At 72.4% G+C, this 16,900-nt stretch carries 14 protein-coding genes and 3 pseudogenes; 5 read left to right on the top strand and 12 right to left on the bottom strand.

The window, feature by feature from the left end; all coding sequences use genetic code 11:
- Nucleotides 1–11 precede the first annotated feature (11 nt).
- Entirely contained in the window at nucleotides 12–458 is a 447-nt protein-coding gene (locus tag ABZ396_RS27810) for an Lrp/AsnC family transcriptional regulator (protein ID WP_358922148.1), read from the bottom strand.
- Between the two features lie 135 nt (nucleotides 459–593).
- Here ABZ396_RS27810 and ABZ396_RS27815 point away from each other — a divergent pair, with 135 nt between their 5' ends.
- Both ABZ396_RS27815 and ABZ396_RS27820 read left to right on the top strand, forming a co-directional pair.
- A complete protein-coding gene (locus tag ABZ396_RS27815; RefSeq protein ID WP_358922146.1) occupies nucleotides 594–1,070 on the top strand; it encodes a rhodanese-like domain-containing protein in 477 nt (158 codons plus the stop codon).
- 47 nt (nucleotides 1,071–1,117) lie between these two features.
- On the top strand, nucleotides 1,118–1,633 hold the full coding sequence (locus tag ABZ396_RS27820) for an immunity 21 family protein (RefSeq protein ID WP_358922144.1): 516 nt from the start codon (nucleotides 1,118–1,120) through the stop codon (nucleotides 1,631–1,633).
- Nucleotides 1,634–1,640: 7 nt separating this feature from the next.
- Here the strand turns inward: ABZ396_RS27820 and ABZ396_RS27825 are convergent, their stop codons facing one another.
- From ABZ396_RS27825 to ABZ396_RS27840, 4 genes are all read right to left on the bottom strand, one after another.
- On the bottom strand, nucleotides 1,641–2,876 hold the full coding sequence (locus ABZ396_RS27825; RefSeq protein ID WP_358922143.1) for a cytochrome P450: 1,236 nt from the start codon (nucleotides 2,874–2,876) through the stop codon (nucleotides 1,641–1,643).
- 28 nt (nucleotides 2,877–2,904) lie between these two features.
- Nucleotides 2,905–4,299 (bottom strand): FAD-dependent oxidoreductase, encoded by a 1,395-nt coding sequence (locus ABZ396_RS27830; RefSeq protein ID WP_358922141.1) that lies wholly within the window; start codon nucleotides 4,297–4,299, stop codon nucleotides 2,905–2,907.
- The gene (locus ABZ396_RS27835; protein WP_358922139.1) at nucleotides 4,286–4,513 is read right to left on the bottom strand and encodes a ferredoxin; all 228 of its coding nucleotides are present in this window, start codon (nucleotides 4,511–4,513) and stop codon (nucleotides 4,286–4,288) included. The genes ABZ396_RS27830 and ABZ396_RS27835 overlap by 14 nt, the downstream gene beginning before the upstream one ends.
- 144 nt (nucleotides 4,514–4,657) lie before the next feature.
- A complete protein-coding gene (locus ABZ396_RS27840) occupies nucleotides 4,658–5,329 on the bottom strand; it encodes a hypothetical protein (protein WP_358922137.1) in 672 nt (223 codons plus the stop codon).
- Nucleotides 5,330–5,441: 112 nt separating this feature from the next.
- On the opposite strand from ABZ396_RS27840, the pseudogene ABZ396_RS27845 reads away from it, so the two are divergent.
- Nucleotides 5,442–5,560: pseudogene (locus ABZ396_RS27845) on the top strand (SDR family oxidoreductase); the annotation flags it as partial.
- 7 nt (nucleotides 5,561–5,567) lie between these two features.
- On the opposite strand, the gene ABZ396_RS27850 reads toward ABZ396_RS27845, so the two are convergent.
- Both ABZ396_RS27850 and ABZ396_RS27855 read right to left on the bottom strand, forming a co-directional pair.
- A complete protein-coding gene (locus tag ABZ396_RS27850; RefSeq protein WP_358922135.1) occupies nucleotides 5,568–7,256 on the bottom strand; it encodes a DUF885 domain-containing protein in 1,689 nt (562 codons plus the stop codon).
- 33 nt (nucleotides 7,257–7,289) lie between these two features.
- Complete coding sequence (locus ABZ396_RS27855; RefSeq protein ID WP_358922133.1) at nucleotides 7,290–7,781, bottom strand: Lrp/AsnC family transcriptional regulator; 492 nt, start codon at nucleotides 7,779–7,781, stop codon at nucleotides 7,290–7,292.
- A gap of 116 nt (nucleotides 7,782–7,897) precedes the next feature.
- Between ABZ396_RS27855 and ABZ396_RS27860 the strand changes: the two genes are divergently transcribed.
- Nucleotides 7,898–9,031: an aminotransferase class I/II-fold pyridoxal phosphate-dependent enzyme gene (locus tag ABZ396_RS27860; RefSeq protein WP_358922158.1), complete on the top strand. Its 1,134-nt coding sequence runs from the start codon at nucleotides 7,898–7,900 to the stop codon at nucleotides 9,029–9,031.
- A gap of 64 nt (nucleotides 9,032–9,095) precedes the next feature.
- Here the strand turns inward: ABZ396_RS27860 and ABZ396_RS27865 are convergent, their stop codons facing one another.
- The 4 genes and pseudogenes from ABZ396_RS27865 to ABZ396_RS27880 form a co-directional block, all read right to left on the bottom strand.
- Complete coding sequence (locus ABZ396_RS27865; protein ID WP_358922131.1) at nucleotides 9,096–10,487, bottom strand: GNAT family N-acetyltransferase; 1,392 nt, start codon at nucleotides 10,485–10,487, stop codon at nucleotides 9,096–9,098.
- A gap of 194 nt (nucleotides 10,488–10,681) precedes the next feature.
- Nucleotides 10,682–11,164 (bottom strand): annotated as a pseudogene (locus ABZ396_RS27870) (hypothetical protein); the annotation flags it as partial.
- Nucleotides 11,165–11,340: 176 nt separating this feature from the next.
- Nucleotides 11,341–12,921 (bottom strand): alkaline phosphatase D family protein, encoded by a 1,581-nt coding sequence (locus ABZ396_RS27875; RefSeq protein WP_358922129.1) that lies wholly within the window; start codon nucleotides 12,919–12,921, stop codon nucleotides 11,341–11,343.
- Between the two features lie 106 nt (nucleotides 12,922–13,027).
- Entirely contained in the window at nucleotides 13,028–14,458 is a 1,431-nt protein-coding gene (locus ABZ396_RS27880) for a PLP-dependent aminotransferase family protein (protein WP_358922127.1), read from the bottom strand.
- Between the two features lie 47 nt (nucleotides 14,459–14,505).
- Here ABZ396_RS27880 and ABZ396_RS27885 point away from each other — a divergent pair.
- Nucleotides 14,506–15,690: pseudogene (locus tag ABZ396_RS27885) on the top strand (DMT family transporter); the annotation flags it as partial.
- Here the strand turns inward: ABZ396_RS27885 and ABZ396_RS27890 are convergent.
- Nucleotides 15,577–16,407 (bottom strand): alpha/beta fold hydrolase, encoded by an 831-nt coding sequence (locus tag ABZ396_RS27890; protein ID WP_358922125.1) that lies wholly within the window; start codon nucleotides 16,405–16,407, stop codon nucleotides 15,577–15,579. The pseudogene ABZ396_RS27885 and the gene ABZ396_RS27890 sit on opposite strands and share 114 nt — an antisense overlap.
- Between the last annotated feature and the right edge of the window lie 493 nt (nucleotides 16,408–16,900).

Here is a 16,900-nt window from a genome sequence, read left to right on the forward strand (position 1 = left end):
GGCAACAGGCACTAGGTGCCGATCGCGCGGCGGGGGAGGGGCGAGGAGTAGACGACGCTCGTCGTCACCGAGCCCAGTGTGCCGATCTTGCCGGAGATCTCCTCCAGGTGGCGCATCGAGCGGGCGGTGACCTTGATGACGAAGCAGTCGTCGCCCGTGACGTGGTGCGCCTCCAGAATCTCGGGGGTGGCTGCGACCAGGTCGTGGAACGGCTTGTAGTTGCCGTTCGGATAGCGCAGCCGGACGAAGGCGAGGACCGGCAGGCCCAGCCGCTCCGGGTCGACCACGGCCGCGTATCCCTGGATCACGCCCGCCTCTTCCAGCCGGCGCACCCGTTCGGTCACCGCGCTCGGCGACATCGCGACGGCACGCGCCAGTTCGGCGAAGCTGGCCCGGCCCTCACGCTGGAGGACGTCGAGGATGCGCCAGTCGGTGGCGTCCGGGGAAAACGCGGTCATGGGGGATGGATAACAGGGAATCCCCGGCCGGACAAGGTCATGGCCGGGGATCGTACCTTCAGGGCCTTTGGTCACCAGCCGTAGATTTCCGGTCATGGAGATCCGCCGACACCGGCGGCCGGCGAAAGGCCCGACATGACCGTCACCACCGTCGACAACCCCGTCCTGCGCGTCGCCCCGGCCGCCCCCGCCCAGGCCGCCGCCCACTTCCGGGCGAGCCTCGTCTTCCACGCCGACGTCTCCGACGTGGCCGCAGCCCTGGCCGCGGACGGCGACCCCGGGTTCGTCGTCCTGGACTCCCGTTCCACCGAAGCCTGGGACCAGGGCCACATCCCCGGCGCCGTCCACCTGCCCACCGCGCTCATCCCCGAGCAGGCGGACCGAGTCCTCGACAGGAGCGTGCCCGTAGTGACGTACTGCTGGGGGCCCGGCTGCAACGGCGCGACCCGTGCCGCTCTCGCGCTGGCCGAACTCGGCTACCGGATCAAGGAGATGCTCGGCGGGTTCGAGTACTGGGTGCGTGAGGGCTTCGAGTTCGAGACCTGGCAGGGCCTTGCACGCCGGGCTCCGGACCCGCTGACCGCACCCGTCGAAGGTGACTGCGGTTGCTGATTCCCCGAGGTGAAACTGTGCTGTCGCTGTACGTGTAGGTTCAGCCCATGACTCGTTATGCGGATCCAGGCGCGGTGGAGTGGGTGGAGTCGGGCGGCGGCCCGCTCGTGGCGGTCCCGGAGACGGTCCTGCCGTTCTGGGCCGGAGCCGACAGCGAGGACCTGGCCACCGACTACGACCGGGCCTGCGAGGTCGACGGCTACGTCGGACTGCTCCCGGTCGGGGACAGCGCGGCCCTGGTCTTCGGCGACGAACCCGCCTCGACGTCCTTCCTGCCGGACCACGGCACCTTCATACGCTGGTCCGCCGCCAATTCCGAGGACGAGCTCCTGGCACAGGTCCCCGCAGCGCTCGACAGCGCCGTGTGGGAGCACGAGATCCGCTGGCAGGTCCCGGGCCCCGTCGTCCTGTTCGACTCCGCCTGGCCGGGCGGTGAGGCCGAGGGCGGCGACCATCTGCGCGTCCCGCTGGAGCCCGGCACCTACGAGGTGCGCGCCGCCTACACCAGGCCCGGCCCGGAAACCTGGCTGGGACTGGTGCAGTTGCGCAAGCTCACGTCCTGACCAGCCGTCACTTGACCGCGCTCATTGTGATGTTGAGGTGGCGCGGGCCGCGCAGCACCGCGTTCGGACGGTAGGGCGGCGGATCCTCGACGAGCCGCGGGTTCACCAGCCGACGGGCCAGATGGGTCAGCGCGAGCTGGGTCTCCAGGCGGGCCAGCGGTGCGCCGAAACAGCTGTGGATGCCGCTGCCGAAGCCGAGGTGCTGGACGTCCCGGCGGTCCGGGTCGAAGCGCTCGGGGTCGTCGAAGCGCTCCGGGTCCCGGTTGCCGGCCGCCAGCATCAGCCAGATCCGCGACCCCTTGGGAATGGTGACCCCCCGCACCTCGATGTCCGTGATACAGGTGCGCTGCGGCACCATCTGCACCGGCGGCTCGAAGCGCAGCAGCTCCTCCACGAGGTTGGGGGCCAGGTCCGGGTCCTCGCGCAGCCGCTGCAGGATGTCCGGGTGGCGCAGCAGGGTCAGCATGCCGTTGGTGATCAGATTCACGGTCGTCTCGTGACCGGCGATCAGCAGCAGGACCGAGGTGCTGAGCACCTCCATCATCGTCATCGGCCCGTCCGGGCCGTGGCTGTTGACCAGGTCGGACAGCAGGTCGTCGCGGGGTTCCTTCCGGCGCTCCTCCACCAGCCCGGCCAGATACATGCCGAGCTGCATCCGGGCCTCCTGCGCGGTCTTCGAGAACGAGGGGTCCGCGTTCTTCGTGGTGTCCGGGTCGAGGTTCGCGACCAGCGGGTCCACCCAGGCGCGGAAGCGCGGCTCGTCCTCGCGCGGCACCCCGAGCAGCCGGCAGATGACCGTGACCGGGAACGGATAGGCGAACTGGTCGACGAGGTCGACCCGCTGGGCGTGCCCGAAGCCGTCGATCAGCTCGGTGACGACCCGCTCCATCTCCGGGAGCAGATCGATGATCCGGTGCGGCCGGTGGGGCGGCCCGAAGCCGCTGTTGGTGATCCGCCGCAGCCGGTCGTGCTCCGGCGGATCGAGCCGCAGGAAGGACGGCGGCAGCCCGGTCTGCTCCGCCTGGGAGAGCTCGTCGCTACTGGCCGCCGCGAGATTGGCGGCGTCGGAGCTGATCCGCGGGTCGTGGAGCAGCGCCTCGATGTCGAAGTACGAGCTGAAGACGTACGGGCCGCCCTCCTCCTCGTGCAGCACCGGGGTCTTGCGGAGCTCCTCGTACAGCGGGTACGGGTTGGCGCGGCTGGCGAAGTCGGTGATCTGGCGCACCAGCGAGGCTTGCGTCATGACAGGTCCTTGGGCGGTGACGTACGGCTCAGTGGCGGGCGGGGGTGAAGAGCAGCTGCCGGTCGGCCGGCGAGTAACCCGTGAGGGTCACCGTCGCGCCGTGCGTCGGCAGGGCGGGGTCCGGGAAGTCGGAGTCGACGGGCACCCGGCCCTCGGGACGGCGGTCCAGCGTCGGGTACTCCACCGGGAACGGCGCGCCCCTCTCGATCTCCCGCTGGTAGAACTCAAGCCACCGCGTGTTGTCGAAGCTCACCGCGGCGATCACACGGCCCTGGTGGCCGTACACCCCGACGAACCGGCGTTCGGCCAGCGAACCCTGCGTGATCATGAGCTGCTCGCCCATCGTCGGCACCCCGACGGACTTGATGTTCACGCCGAACTGCGACGACCAGAACGCCGGCACCCACAGATGCGGCCTGCGCCCGGCGCTCGGGCTGATCATGTTGTGCGCGGCGATCTCGGCCTGGGCGATCGCGTTGCCCCAGTGCTCCAGGGACAGGAACTGGTAGCCGAACAGCGCGTGCGGGGAGCGGGCGACATCGCCGGCGACGAAGACGTCGTCGGTGACGATGCCCCGGAAGTCGAAGGCACGGCAGCCGGCGTCGCAGGCGATGCCCCGGGGGCCCGCGCCGAGACCGGAACCGGCCAGCCAGTCGGTGTTGCGGGTCGCGCCGAGCGACACCACCACCACGTCCGCCTCGATGATGCTCCCGTCGGACAGATGGACCGCGCGCACCCGCCCCGCCGGGTCACCCTCCAGCGCGGTGACCATGACCCCGGTGCGCAGGTCCACCCCGTTCTCGCGGTGCATGTCGGCCGCGACCGCGCCGATCACCCCGCCCAGGGCGCCCACCAGCGGGGCGCCCGCGCGTTCCGCCACGGTGACCGAGATGTCCTGGTCACGGCAGGCCGAGGCGATCTCCGAACCGGTGAAGCCGGCGCCGATGACGAACACCCGGCGGGGCCCGGCCTTCAGCCGCCGCAGCAAGGCGGCCGCGTCGTCCCGGGTGCGCAGGGTGAAGACGCCGTCCAGCCGGGCGTCGTCCTCCTTGGGCCAGGGCCGGGCGCGTACTCCGGTCGCGATCAGCAGGCGGTCGTACTCGACCTCGTCGCCGTCGGCCAGCCGTACCCGCTTCGCCTCGATGTCCAGACCGGTCGCCGCGACCCCCAGCCGCCACTTCGCGTCGATCTCCCGCCGATGGGGCAGCTCGGTGCGGTGCGGGGACGCCTTGCCGAGCAGTACCGCCTTGGACAGCGGCGGCCGGTCGTAGGGCTCGTGCGGCTCGTCGCCGATCATCGTGAGTTCACCGGCGAAGCCCTCGTCGCGCAGCGTCTCGGCGCCGCGCAGCCCGGCCAGCGAGGCACCCACGACGGCGATCCGGCCCTCGCGGCGGAGCCAGTCCAGATAGTCAGTGGGCGGCATCGGAGGTCCTTCCCGCGGGCCCGTCCAGGCCGTCGGCCGTGATCGCCCGCACGGGGCAGGCGGCGACGGCGCGGGCCAGCCGCTCCCGCTGCTCCGCCTCGGCGCGCGGGTTGTAGACGAGCGATTCCTCGCCGTGCATGGTGAAGACGTCCGGAGCGAGGAACGCGCACTGCGCGTATCCCTGACACCTGTTCAGATCGACGACAAGGCGCATCTTGGCTTCGCCCTTCCGGTGGCCAGCTGTCGTGCGTACCGCCAGTGCGTCCGTCCGGTCTCGGACGGCGGAGAACTCCCCGCACGCCAGCATGGGAGCCCGCGCCCTCCGCCGCGCGCCGAGGCCTTCCGAACGGGTGAGCCCTCAGGGCGCCGGCGCCGCGGCGGCGCGGCGGAAGCCCACCGCCACGATGTACAGGCTGAGCAGCAGCGACCAGCCCGGGAACACCAGCTCCGCCCAGGGCACGGCGGCCGAGACGAACAGCAGGACCAGCGCGGTGAGGAAGCCCAGCAGGGTCAGCCAGCGGGGCAGGATGCCGAGGCGGTGCCCGATCACCGACGTGGAGCAGACGAAGACGGCCGCCATCCGCATCGCGTAGTCGGTCATCAGCGTATACGCGAAGTGCTGGCCGAAGTCCCAGGTGGGCCGGGAGGGCGAGGTACCCGCCGGGTGCGCGGTGTCCAGCAGGGCTGCGGCCGCCGCGGCGGCGCCGAACATCGTGGCAGTGAAGACCAGCCCGCTGCCGAGGAACACGGTGGCCAGGAACCGGTCCTCGCTGTCCCCGATATGGGTGCGCACCGCGCCGACGAACCAGAGGAAGAAGATGCCGGCGAACGGCACCAGCGTGAGGGCCGCGTGGACGGCGCTGCGCCGGGCGGGGTCCGCCGCCTGAATGCTGACCGCGTCGGCGCCCTGCGGGATGCCCAGCCGGATCAGCACCATCGCGGCGGCCAGCAGCAGTGCGAAGACGATGCCGGCCACACCGGCGGCGCGGGGGGTCTCCAGCGACTGCCGTGGAGGCGTGGAGGTCTGCATGCGCGGCTCGCTTCCTGTCCGATGGCCCCCGCACCAGCAAGCCGCCTGCGCCGGGCCGCCGCCACCGGAGCACACCCGAACGGCACAGCGCCCGCAAGCACAGCGCCCGCTCCCGGCCGGACGCTGGGGTCTGCCGACGACCCGGCGCGGCTCATCGCATGGCTGGCCACGGACGAGGCGCGCTGGGTCACCGGGCAGGTCGTCAACTGCGAAGGCGGCTTTCGCCGCTGACGTGACGTCAGAGCTGGGACAGCTCGTCCACCAGGTCGTCCAGGCCCAGCGAACCCTGGGACAGGGCTGCCATGTGCCAGGCCTTGAGGTCGAAGCCGTCGCCGCGCCGCTCACGGGCCTTCTCCCGGCCCTGCAGCCAGGCCCGCTCGCCCAGCTTGTAGCCGATGGCCTGGCCCGGCATGGACAGATAGCGGGTCAGCTCGCTCTCCACGAAGTCCGCCGGGCGGCTGCTGTGCGCGCCGAAGAACTCCTGCGCCAGCGCGGGCGTCCAGCGCTCCCCGGGGTGGAAGGGGGAGTCGTCCGGGATCGCCAGCTCCAGGTGCATGCCGATGTCGACGATGACCCGCGCGGCCCGCATCATCTGCGCGTCCAGGTAACCGAGCCGGCGCTCCGGGTCCGTGAGGAAGCCCAGCTCGTCCATCAGCCGCTCCGCGTACAGCGCCCAGCCCTCGGCGTTGGCGCTGACCATGCCCACGCTGGCCTGGTAGCGGGAGAGGTTCTCGGCGATGTGCTTCCACTGCGCCAGCTGGAGGTGATGGCCGGGCACGCCCTCGTGGTACCAGGTCGAGACCAGGTCGTACACCGGGAACCGGGTCTGGCCCATGGTCGGCAGCCAGGTGCAGCCCGGGCGCGAGAAGTCGTCCGACGGAGGCGTGTAGTACGGTGCCGCCGCGCTGCCGGGGGGAGCGATCCGGGACTCGACGCGGCGGACCCGCTCGGCCAGGTCGAAGTGGGTGCCGTCCAGCTCCTCCATGGCCTCGTCCATCACGGACTGCAGCCAGCGCTGCACCTCGTCGACGCCCCCGATGTGGGTGCCGTGCTCGTCCAGGTGCGCCAGCGCCACCCACGGCGTGGCGGCGCCGGGCAGGATCTTCTCGGCCTCGGCCTTCATCTCGCCGAGCAGCCGGTGGTACTCGGACCAGCCGTACGCGTACGCCTCGTCCAGGTCGAGGTCGGTGCCGTTGAAGTAGCGGACCCAGCGGGCGTACCGCTCGCGGCCCACCACGTCCGGCGCGCCCTCGATCGCCGGCGCGTACACGTCCCGCATCCAGTCGCGCAGCGCCACGACGCCCTGCGTGGCGGAGCGGGCCGCCTCGTCCAGCTCGGCGCGCAGCGCCTCCGGCCCGGACGCCGCGAACTGCTCGAACCAGCCACGCCCGTCGCCCGTGTCCGCCCACTCGCCGAGCTGTCCGACGAAGGTGGCGGTGGCGCGCGGACCCGCGTGCAGCTTCCGCTCCAGGCCGAGTTCCAGGGACTGCCGGTAACCCTCCAGCGCGGCCGGCACGGCGCGCAGCCGCTCGGCGACGGCCGCCCAGTCCTCTTCGGTGGCCGTGGGCGTCACGGTGAACACCTGGCGCACCGCGTGCGCGGCCGAACTCAGGTTGCTGACGGAGCGCAGGCTCTCGTCCGCCTCGTGCACGGCGAGGGAGGCGGTGAGCCGCTCGCGCAGCAGACGTGCGCAGCGACGCTCGATTTCACTGTCCGCGCCGGGCTGCCGCTCGGCCTCGTCGAGCCTGGCGAGCGTGTCACGCTGGAGCCGGGCGAGCGCCTCGCTGCCGGCCGGCGAGGTGTCGGGCAGACGGCTCGAACTCTCTTTGACGCCGAGGAACGTACCGGTGATCGGATCGAGGGCGATGAGCTCGTCGACGAAGGTGTCGGCGACCTGGCGGGGCAGCGGGCTGTTGGTCTGTGACATGCGGTCCATCCTCGTACGACGGGCCGCCGCACGTCACTGGGATTGAGCTGACGGCGTAGGCGGGAGCAGCGGTCCGCACGCCCACTGCTGGAAGATCAACCGGGTCTCCACCCGGGCCACTTCGCGCCGGGACGTGAACTCGTCCAGGACCAGCCGTTGCAGGTCCGTCATGTCGGCCACGGCCACATGCACGAGATAGTCGTCGGGACCGGTCAGATGGAACACCGTCCGCGACTCCGGCAGCGCCCGTATCCGCTCCACGAACGGCCCCACCAACTCCCGCCGGTGCGGCCTCACCTGCACCGACAGCAGCGCCTCGAGGCCGCGCCCGAGCTTGGCCGGATCGAGCTCCAGCCGATGCCCGAGGATCACTCCGGAGCGCCGCAGCCGGGACACCCGGTCCAGACAGGTCGACGGCGCCACGCCCACCCGGGCGGCGAGATCGCGGTAGGTGGTCCGGGCGTCGTTCTGCAGCAGCCGCAACAGATGCAGATCGACCGGATCCAGTACGACGGATTCGGCCATACGGCGAACGTAACACGGTGTTCGCTTCCCGTACCCCGCTCGATGTTCACCCTTCGCCCATGGACTCGACGAGCACCCACGACGACTCAGTGAGCCTCCGCGACGGCGCGACGCGGATGCCCGGCGCCTCGCGCGCCCTGGCCACCGAGGCCGTGCACGCCGGCCGCGACGACCTCGCCCGCCAGGGTCTGCACGCCCCGCCGATCGATCTGTCCACCACCTACCCGTCCTACGACAGCCGCGCCGAGGCCGCCCGCATCGACGCCTTCGCCACCGACGGCGCGGACCTGACGGGACCGCCGGTCTACGGGCGCCTCGGCAATCCGACGGTCGCCCGCTTCGAGACCGCCCTGGCCCGCCTGGAGGGCACCGAGGCCGCCGTCGCCTTCGCCAGCGGCATGGCCGCCCTGAGCGCCGCCCTGCTCGCCAGGGCGGCGGCCGGCCTGCGCCATGTCGTCGCCGTACGGCCCCTGTACGGGTGCAGCGACCACCTCCTGACCGCCGGACTCCTCGGCACCGAGGTCACCTGGACCGACCCGGCCGGTATCACCGACGCTCTGCGCGCCGACACCGGCCTGGTGCTGGTCGAGTCCCCGGCCAATCCGACCCTCGCTGAACTGGACCTGCGGGCCGTCGCCCACGCCTGCGGCACGGTCCCGCTGCTCGCCGACAACACCTTCGCCACCCCCGTCCTCCAGCGCCCCGCCGCACACGGCGCCCGGCTGGTGCTGCACAGCGCCACCAAGTACCTCGGCGGCCACGGCGACGTGCTGGGCGGGGTGGTCGCTTGCGACGAGGAGTTCGCCGGGCAGCTCAGGAAGATACGTTTCGCGACCGGGGGCGTCCTGCACCCGCTGGCCGGCTATCTCCTGCTGCGCGGCCTGTCCACCCTCCCGGTGCGGGTCCGGGCCGCCTCCGCCACCGCCGCCGAGCTCGCCCGCCGACTCAGCGCCGACCCCCGCGTCGCCCGTGTCCACTACCCCCGCCTGGGCGGCGCGATGATCGCCTTCGAGGTGTACGGCGACCCGCACGAGGTCGTCTCCCGGGTCCGGCTGATCACCCCGGCCGTCAGTCTCGGCAGCGTCGACACCCTCATCCAGCACCCGGCCTCCATCAGCCACCGCGTCGTCGCCCCGGACGACCGGCGCGGCGCCGGCGTCAGCGACCGGCTGCTGCGGCTCTCGGTGGGCCTGGAGGACGTCGACGACCTGTGGGCCGATCTGGACGCGGCCCTGGGCCGCGGGGTGTGAGACCGGCCCGGCGGACGAGCGGCCCGGCGCCTGCCGGACGCCGGGCCGCTGTCCGCCTGCCTTCTCAGGCCTGACCGAACCGTCCCCGCGCAGCGCTGTCGTACGGCAGCCGGGACACGACCGGGGTGGCGTCCAGACGGGCCGTGATGACCAGGGTGCCCTGCTCGATCTGGTAGTCGAGGGGCAGGCCCAGACCGCGCATCGCCGCGACCATGCCCGTGTTCGAGGCCTGCGTGACGGCGTACACGCTCTCGCAGCCCGCCTCGACGGCCATGCCCACCAGCCGGCCCAGCAGCTCGCTGCCGATGCCGCGCCGCTGCCAGCCGTCCTCGACAAGCAGCGCGACCTCCGTCTCGTCCCCGTCCCACAGCAGATGCCCGAGGCCGACGATCCGGCCCGACGCGGTCTGCACGGCCAGCGTCCGGCCGAAGCGGGGGCTGAGCAGGTGGTTCAGATAGCGGTCCGCGTCCCCGACCGGACCGTGGTAGCGCAGCCCCAGGGTCCGTGCCGAGCAGCGCTCGTGCATCGCCTTCGACGCCTCCAGGTCACCGGTGTCCGCCCGGCGCACGGTGATCTCCTCGCCCTCGGGCAGCGTGAGCACGTCCTGGCTGTGCGGGATGCGCGGCCCGAGCCGGGCGTCCAGCTCCACCAGCGCCCGCGCCCGCGCGAACTCGGTCGGCGTGAACGGCAGATACGGCCGCTCCACGGTGATCACTCCACCTTCCGGTGCGCGCAGCCGCATCACGGTGTCCTCCAGCGCCCCCTCGACGGGAACCGTCTCGGAGCACCGGGCCCCGCCGACCGGAGGGGCGGGGAGCGAGCGGATCGTGCACCTCCCCAGCAACTGCCTGAGGGCCAGCGGAAGTTCCGCCGCGTCCAGCGCGGTACGGGTCGCCAGGCCCAGGACCCTGGTCGGGGCGTCCACCAGATCGTGCGCGTCGGCCCGCTCGATCCAGGTGTGCCTGCCCCCGGCCAGCGCGACCGCCCGCGTGATCTCGCCGGCCGTCAGCTCACCCGGTGCCCGCAGCAGGAAGTCGTCCACCGTGCCATCGGCCAGCGGATGCGTCTGCAGGCTCAGGATGTCCACGCCGTCCCCGGCGAGCGCGGTGCACAGGGCCGCCAGCGAACCGGGCTCGTCCCGCACGGTCGTCCGCAGCCGCCACAGCGTGCTGTCCATACGTCCGTCCGCCGTGGCCTCCGCACCGCGCCCGGCCTGCCGCGTCTGGGTGGCGGTCGGCCGGGCGCCGGTATCGGTCCCGACCACCGGCGGTGCGTGACCTGGGCGCCTCGCCCACCAGATGTGGAAGCCGGCCGTCGACGCCAGCACCAGCGCCGAGATCACCAGCAGTGCCGGACCGTCGGGCCCGTGTCCGATCAGGTTCGCCACCGCGTCCGCCACCGCGACGGCCGTGAACAGGGCGGCGAGTTCCACGACGTCCCGTCGCCAGTGGTGCACAGGGCGTCCGTTCCTCGTGTGCCTCACATCAGACATGTCTCGATTCATACAGCCACTGTGAAGGAAGGGTGTTGCGTGATCACGAACACCCTGTGACCGATGGGTAAAGCATGCTTATGTTCTTTTTGTTCCGATTTTTACGTTGTCCAAGTCACTTGAAATGACCGGTTCTGGCCCTGTCAAGCGGCCGCCCCCTAACTCAGCGCGTCCCGCAGTCGGCGGGCCTGGACCACCAGACGGGACGAGCCGCGCCGGGCCGCCGCCTGAGAGATGCGGCAGCGCACCCCGAGCCCCGGACCGCTCGGCACACTCGGAGGCGATCGAGAGCAGCTCCCCGAGCCCACGGGCCGAACCCGATGTGCCCGCCCCCGCCGTCGCGAGGTCGGCGAGCAGCACGGGAAGGGCGTGCCGCAACATCTCCCATATCGTCGTGTTGACCCCGGTGGCCGCGGCCGTCCGCGCCGACTCGGCCGGCCGTGGCGGCTTCACCGCGCCACGCCGGACCAGCCGGCCCAGGTCGGTGCCCAGCCGCTTCGCGTCCAGTTGTCCGCGTGCGGCGGGCACCAGCAGCGCGTCCACCGCGGCGAGCACGGTCCTGCGGATGCCGGGCGCCCCAGCCCGTAGGCGACGCACAGATGGGTGCTCTCGCCCGCGGTCCCACCGGCCTCGGCGAGCAGCGAAGGACGGCGGCCGTGCCCCGCTGGTCGTCCACCGTGGGCGGAGCGGAGCACGGGGGGTTGGCGACAGGCCACGGCCGGTGAAGACCGCGTCATGGTCCCGCACCGGGGAGTACGACAGGGCCGCGCACCGGGGGATGACGCCGGAGCGCGGCCCTGAGAAAAGCGTACGGGAGTTACTGGCCGACCTGGCCCGGCCGCAGGGTCTGGGTGAACAGCACGGTGCCGTCGTACTCGCGCAGACGGACCGTCAGCTCACCGCTGCCGCCGTCGATGTCGACCTCGCCGAAGAACTGGTAGCCCTCGGCGGGAGACACGTTCGCGGCGGTCGGCGCCTTGACGAACACCCGGTCGGGGCCGAACGTGCCGTCCAGCGCGCTGGCCGGGAAGGCGCCGGCGTTGAGCGGGCCGGAGACGAACTCCCAGAACGGCGCGAAGTCCTTGAACGCGGCCCGCGACGGGTCGTAGTGCTGGGCCGAGGTGTGGTGGACATCGGCCGTCAGCCACACCGTGCCGGTGATCTTACGGTGCTTGATGTACCGCAGCAGTTCCGCGATCTGCAGTTCACGGCCCAGCGGCGCGCCCGGGTCGCCCTGGGCGACGGCCTCGAAGTTCGCCTTGCCCTCGACCGGGTCGGGCACGACCAGACCGAGCGGCATGTCGGCGGCGATGACCTTCCACACCGCACGCGAGCGGGACAGCTCGCGCTTGAGCCACTCCAGCTGCTCGGCGCCGAGGATGCCCTGCGGGTCGGTGGTCTGGTCGTCGGGCGAGTTGGCGTTGCGGTAGGTCCGCATGTCGAGCACGAAGACGTCGAGGAGCGGCCCGTGGTGGTGGACGCGGTAGATCCGGCCGTCCGGACGGCCGCTGATCGTGGAGATGGGGAAGTACTCGGAGAACGCCTGCCGGGAGCGCAGGGCCATGTCGTCGAGCTTGGTGCCGGCCGGGTAGGCGGTGCCGGTGCCGATGACCTCGCCCGGGTACCAGTTGTTGCGGACCTCGTGGTCGTCCCACTGGATGACGTTCGGCACCTGGGCGTTGAACCGGCGCAGCGCCTCGTCCAGCAGGTTGTAGCGGAAGTTGCCGCGGAAGTCGTCCAGGGTGACCGCGACGTGCGACTTCGCCTCGCTGGTGACATTGCGGTACACGCTGCCGTCGGGAAGCGCCTGCGTCGCCGGGATCACGCCGTCGGCGTAGATGTTGTCACCGCTGCACAGGAAGAAGTCCGGGTCCAGCTTCGCCATCGCGTCGAAGATGCGGTAGCCGCCGATGGACTCGTTGATGCCCCAGCCCTGCCCGGCCAGGTCGCCGGACCACACGAACCTCACGTCCTGGCGCCGGCGCGTGGAAGCGGTGCGGAAGGTGCCGGTGACCGGCTCGCCGGTGCGGCGCGGGTCGTCGGGGTCGGCGAGCAGGACTCGGTAGTGGATCTGCTCGCCGGACGGCAGCCCGTGCAGCCGCGTGGTGCCGGTGAAGTCGCTGTCCGCGCCGAGCAGCGGGCCACGCCATCTGCGGGCGTTGCGGAAGGACTCGGTGGCCGAGGTCTCCACGATCATCTGGGCCGGCCGGTCCGAACGGACCCAGACCAGGCCGGAGTCGGCGGTCACGTCGCCCGCCTGCACACCCCAGTCCGCCCGGGGACGCCCGGACAGCGCGAACGCCGGAGCCGAACCGAGGGCAGTTGGCAGGGTCAGGGCCGCCGACGCGGCGAGGGAGCCGCGCAGCACGCTGCGACGGCCGGGGAGCGAAAGGGACATGAAGGGCCTCCATGGCGAGATCCGGCCAGTTGTGCACAGCAACAACTACTGGTACGCCGCAGCGCTCACGGAAACCACAAGTGAACAACTGACCGGACCCGGAAAGTCACCCGCCGACCGCCTCCGCCATCACCCGCACCCCCTCCCGGATCCGCGCCGGCGGCAGATGCGCGTACCCCAGCACCAGCCGCACGACGGATTCGTCGCCCCGCGCGTGCGTGCACGCACCCAGTGGACGCACCGCGACCCCGGCCGCCGCCACTCGCTCCACGAAACGGCTCTCCGGCCCGCAGGACCCAGGCACTTCGGCGATCGCGTGCAGCCCCGCCGCGATCCCCGACACACGCGCGTGCGGGAAGTGCTCGGCCAGGGCGGCCACCAGGACGTCCCGGCGCTCCCGATAGGCGCGCTGGCAGCGGCGCAGCTGCCGGTCGTAGTCGCCGCGCTCAAGGAACCGGGCGAACGCCGCCTGGTCGAGCGAGGGATGACCCAGGTCCATGGTCCGCTTGCGCTCGACGACGGCGTACGCCAGGGACTCCGGCACCAGCAGCCAGCCCAGCCGGAGCCCGGGCGCGAGGGACTTGCTGACAGATCCCATGTACGCCACTCGTTCCGGATCGAGACCCTGGAGCGCGCCGACGGGCGCGCGGTCGTAACGGAAGTCGCCGTCGTAGTCGTCCTCCAGCAGCAGTCCGTCGACCGAACGGGCCCAGTCCAGCAGTCGGGTCCGGCGTTCCGCGGAGTAGGCGATCCCGGTCGGGTACTGGTGGGCGGGCGTCGTCACCACCGCGCGTACGCCCGACTCGTGCAACGGGCGCAGGGCCAGGCCCTCGGCGTCCAGGGGCAGTGGTGCGGTGCGCATCCCGGCCGCCGCGTACAGGCCGTCGTGCTGCGGGCTGCCAGGGTCCTCCACGCCGATCTCGCGCAACCCGCGCGCGTGCAGCACGCATCCGAGCAGCGTCGCCGCCTGCGCCACCCCGGAGACGACCACGATCCGCTCCGGGTCGGCGACCGTACCCCGGCGCCGGCCGAGCAGTTCGGCGAGGGCCGAGCGCAGCCGGGGCAGCCCGCGCGGGTCCGGGTAGCCGAGGTCGCGGTGCGGGAGCTCCGCCAGCACCTCGCGCTGTGCGGCGGCCCAGGCGGCGCGCGGGAACAGCGCCAGATCCGGTGACCCCGGCACGAAGTCCACCCGCACCCCTGGCGAGCGCGGCGCGAGGTCACGCGTGGGTGTCGGCGCCGCCCGTACGGCAGCGCCCACCCAGGTCCCCGCACCCCGGTCACTGCGCAGGTAGCCCTCCGCCGTCAGCTGCTCGTACGCCTCGGTGACCAGCCCGCGCGACACGCCGAGGTCCTTGGCCAACTCCCGGCTCGACGGCAGCCGGGTGCCCGGTGCGAGCCGTCCCGCGCGGATCGCCTCGCGCAGGGCCGCCTGAAGGAAGTGGCCACGCGCGCGTGCCGGTGCCGACGCGGCCGGCAGCAACAGCTCCCAGGCGGCGGAACCCGGCAGGTGGCCCGGATTGGTCCCCGATGACGTCATGGAAGTGGACCTTAATCCGGGCCGTCCATGTTCCTAGCGTCGTCCTCATGAACGCGACCATCACGCGCGGCGCCCTTCTGACGGCGTTTGCCTATGTGCTCGTCGGGGGCTCCTTCACGGCAAACAGCGTGCTGGGCCACTACCCCTACGCGGGCGGCCAGTTCCTGCGCTACGGGCTGGCCTGTCTGCTGCTCGTGCCGTTCGTCGGCACGGGTGCGGTGGAGCGGCTGCGCGGGCTCGGGGCGTGCGCTTGGCTGCGGCTGGCCCTCCTCGCCGCTGTCGGCATGGTGGGCTTCAACCTGGCGATCCTCGCCGCCGAGCGCACTGCGGAACCAGCGGTTCCGGGTGTCTTCGTGGGCTGCGCTCCGGTGGTGGTGGCCGTCCTGGTCCCGCTCCTCGACGGGCGGGCACCTCAGCGCCGCGTTCTCCAGGGGGCGTTGCTGGTCGCCGTCGGCGCCTTCGCCGTCCAGGGCTGGGGGCGTACCGACGCAAGTGGGATCGCCTTCTCGGTGTGCGCGCTGGCCGGCGAGGTCGGGTTCGCGGTGCTCGCGGGGCCGGTGCTGCGGACGCTCGGGCCGCGGCTGCTGACCGCTGTGGTGTGCGCCGTCGCCGCGGCCGAGGCGGCGACGGCCGGAGCCGTACTCGACGGTGCGGCGTGGCTGCGCCGGCCCGACGCCACGGAGACGGCCGCGCTGCTGTGGCAGGCGGCGGTCGTCACCGTCGTCGGTTTCGTGTGCTGGTACATGGGCGTGCAGCGGATCGGCACCGAGCGCGCGACGCTCCTCACGGGCCTCGTCCCGCTCACCGCCGTCGCCACCGCCCCGCTCGTCGGAACGGGCTCCTACGGTCCCGCTCAGGCCGTCGGCGGCGCCCTGGTGGGCGCGGGGGTCGCCCTGGGCGCCGGAGCTCTGCCGCACATCGGCCGTCGGGTGGTGGGTTTGGGTGCCGTGCGCCGTATCGGCAGCCGGGTGGTGGGTGCCCTGTGCCGTATCGGCCGCCGGGTAGTGCGTGTCCGCGCCCCGCGCCGTATCAGTTGCCGGTCAGCGGCTGCCGGAGCCCGGTCCGGTAAGAGCCGTCGGCCGGCGACCGCGGACGCTTCATCCCGCCTCGGACGACGCTCAGCGACTGCCGTCCAGGATGACCCGCGCGACCAGCGCCGGGTCGTCGTTCATCGGGCAGTGCCCGCAGCCGGGCAGCCGGACCAGGCGCGCCTTGGGGATGATCTGCTTGGCCCGTACCCCCTGACGGCGCACCAGCAGCATGTCCCGGGTGCCCCAGCCCACGGTGACCGGGATACCGGGGATGTCGTCCGTGAACTGGACGGCGGCGCCCGCCCGCAGGGTCTCGGCGAACCCGGTGGCCCGCGCGAGTGCGAGCGTCTCGGCGACCACGGCGTCGGGTGAACGCCGCGCCGGGCGGGCGTAGATGGTGCTCGTCAGGGCAGTCCGCCCGGCGGCCGTCCGGGACAGCCTCTCGACCAGCGGGAGCGGCAGCCGCTCCGCGATCCGCCGCATCGCGACGAGCATGCCGAAGGCGTAGCGCCGCTCGGCCTGCGACCAGAATCCGGCGGGGGAGAAGGCGGTGACGGACCGGACGAGCTTCTCGCGGCCCAGTTCCAGGGCCAGCAGCCCGCCGAGCGAGTTGCCGGCCACGTGCGGCCGCTCCAGCTTCAGCGCCTCGAACAGGGCGGCGAGTACTGCGTTGGTCGTCGGCAGGTCGTAGGCGAGCCCCGTGGGAAGCCCGGGGGAGGCGCCGAATCCGGGCAGGTCCACGACGATCACGTCCCGCTCGGTCGCGAGGATGTCCACTACCGGGTCCCATGCCTGCCGGTGGTGCCCTATGCCGTGGATCAGGACCAGCGGCTCACCGCGGCCCACGCGCGCGTAGGAGACGGTCACGTCCTGCTGGCCGTGCGCGGCCGGGACTTTGAGGGAGACGGTGGCGGACATGCGGGGCTCCTCGTCTGGACATCGGCTGACGTCGTAGACAGCTTGTCAGCAATTGCTACTGACGGGTAGTCCCCGGGGTGGCGTGTCGTCCGGCGGAGGGTGCAGCTCAACGCGCCCTGGACGGCTCCGGGTTGGAAGGGGGTGCCCCGAAACGCCGGCACCCGCGCCGGATCCACTAACGAGTACCGCATCGGCCACCCTTCCGGGACCGGGCCGCCGACCGCCGGCGGTCCGCCGATCATTCTGGGCCGGGCGCATGGCAGACGGGGCGATGCAACCTGGACACGGAGGAACGTGTCGAATGGGACGGGGCTCTCACCGCCGACACCGCGACCGCCGGCACTCCGACCGTCAGCCGCCTGACCGCCGCAACCGTGACCCCCGTAACCCTGACCGGCGTCGCCGACGGCCGGCCGCTCCGCTCGTACGACGGGAGCTTTGCCGTCATGTCACGAAAACGCCCCCGTGCGAACGCGTCGTGAACGCTGCGTGG

Source organism: Streptomyces sp. NPDC005866, assembly GCF_040629895.1.
Taxonomy (GTDB): Bacteria; Actinomycetota; Actinomycetes; order Streptomycetales; family Streptomycetaceae; genus Streptomyces.

Coding starts and splice junctions, on each gene's coding strand:
- ABZ396_RS27830 (WP_358922141.1), bottom strand. CDS start 4,299: ATGCCGCCCACTGACTATCTGGACTGGCTCCGCCGCGAGGGCCGGATC.
- ABZ396_RS27840 (WP_358922137.1), bottom strand. CDS start 5,329: ATGCAGACCTCCACGCCTCCACGGCAGTCGCTGGAGACCCCCCGCGCC.
- ABZ396_RS27890 (WP_358922125.1), bottom strand. CDS start 16,407: ATGTCCGCCACCGTCTCCCTCAAAGTCCCGGCCGCGCACGGCCAGCAG.
- ABZ396_RS27880 (WP_358922127.1), bottom strand. CDS start 14,458: ATGACGTCATCGGGGACCAATCCGGGCCACCTGCCGGGTTCCGCCGCC.
- ABZ396_RS27850 (WP_358922135.1), bottom strand. CDS start 7,256: ATGTCACAGACCAACAGCCCGCTGCCCCGCCAGGTCGCCGACACCTTC.
- ABZ396_RS27820 (WP_358922144.1), top strand. CDS start 1,118: ATGACTCGTTATGCGGATCCAGGCGCGGTGGAGTGGGTGGAGTCGGGC.
- ABZ396_RS27825 (WP_358922143.1), bottom strand. CDS start 2,876: ATGACGCAAGCCTCGCTGGTGCGCCAGATCACCGACTTCGCCAGCCGC.
- ABZ396_RS27855 (WP_358922133.1), bottom strand. CDS start 7,781: ATGGCCGAATCCGTCGTACTGGATCCGGTCGATCTGCATCTGTTGCGG.
- ABZ396_RS27810 (WP_358922148.1), bottom strand. CDS start 458: ATGACCGCGTTTTCCCCGGACGCCACCGACTGGCGCATCCTCGACGTC.
- ABZ396_RS27860 (WP_358922158.1), top strand. CDS start 7,898: ATGCCCGGCGCCTCGCGCGCCCTGGCCACCGAGGCCGTGCACGCCGGC.
- ABZ396_RS27875 (WP_358922129.1), bottom strand. CDS start 12,921: ATGTCCCTTTCGCTCCCCGGCCGTCGCAGCGTGCTGCGCGGCTCCCTC.
- ABZ396_RS27815 (WP_358922146.1), top strand. CDS start 594: ATGACCGTCACCACCGTCGACAACCCCGTCCTGCGCGTCGCCCCGGCC.
- ABZ396_RS27835 (WP_358922139.1), bottom strand. CDS start 4,513: ATGCGCCTTGTCGTCGATCTGAACAGGTGTCAGGGATACGCGCAGTGC.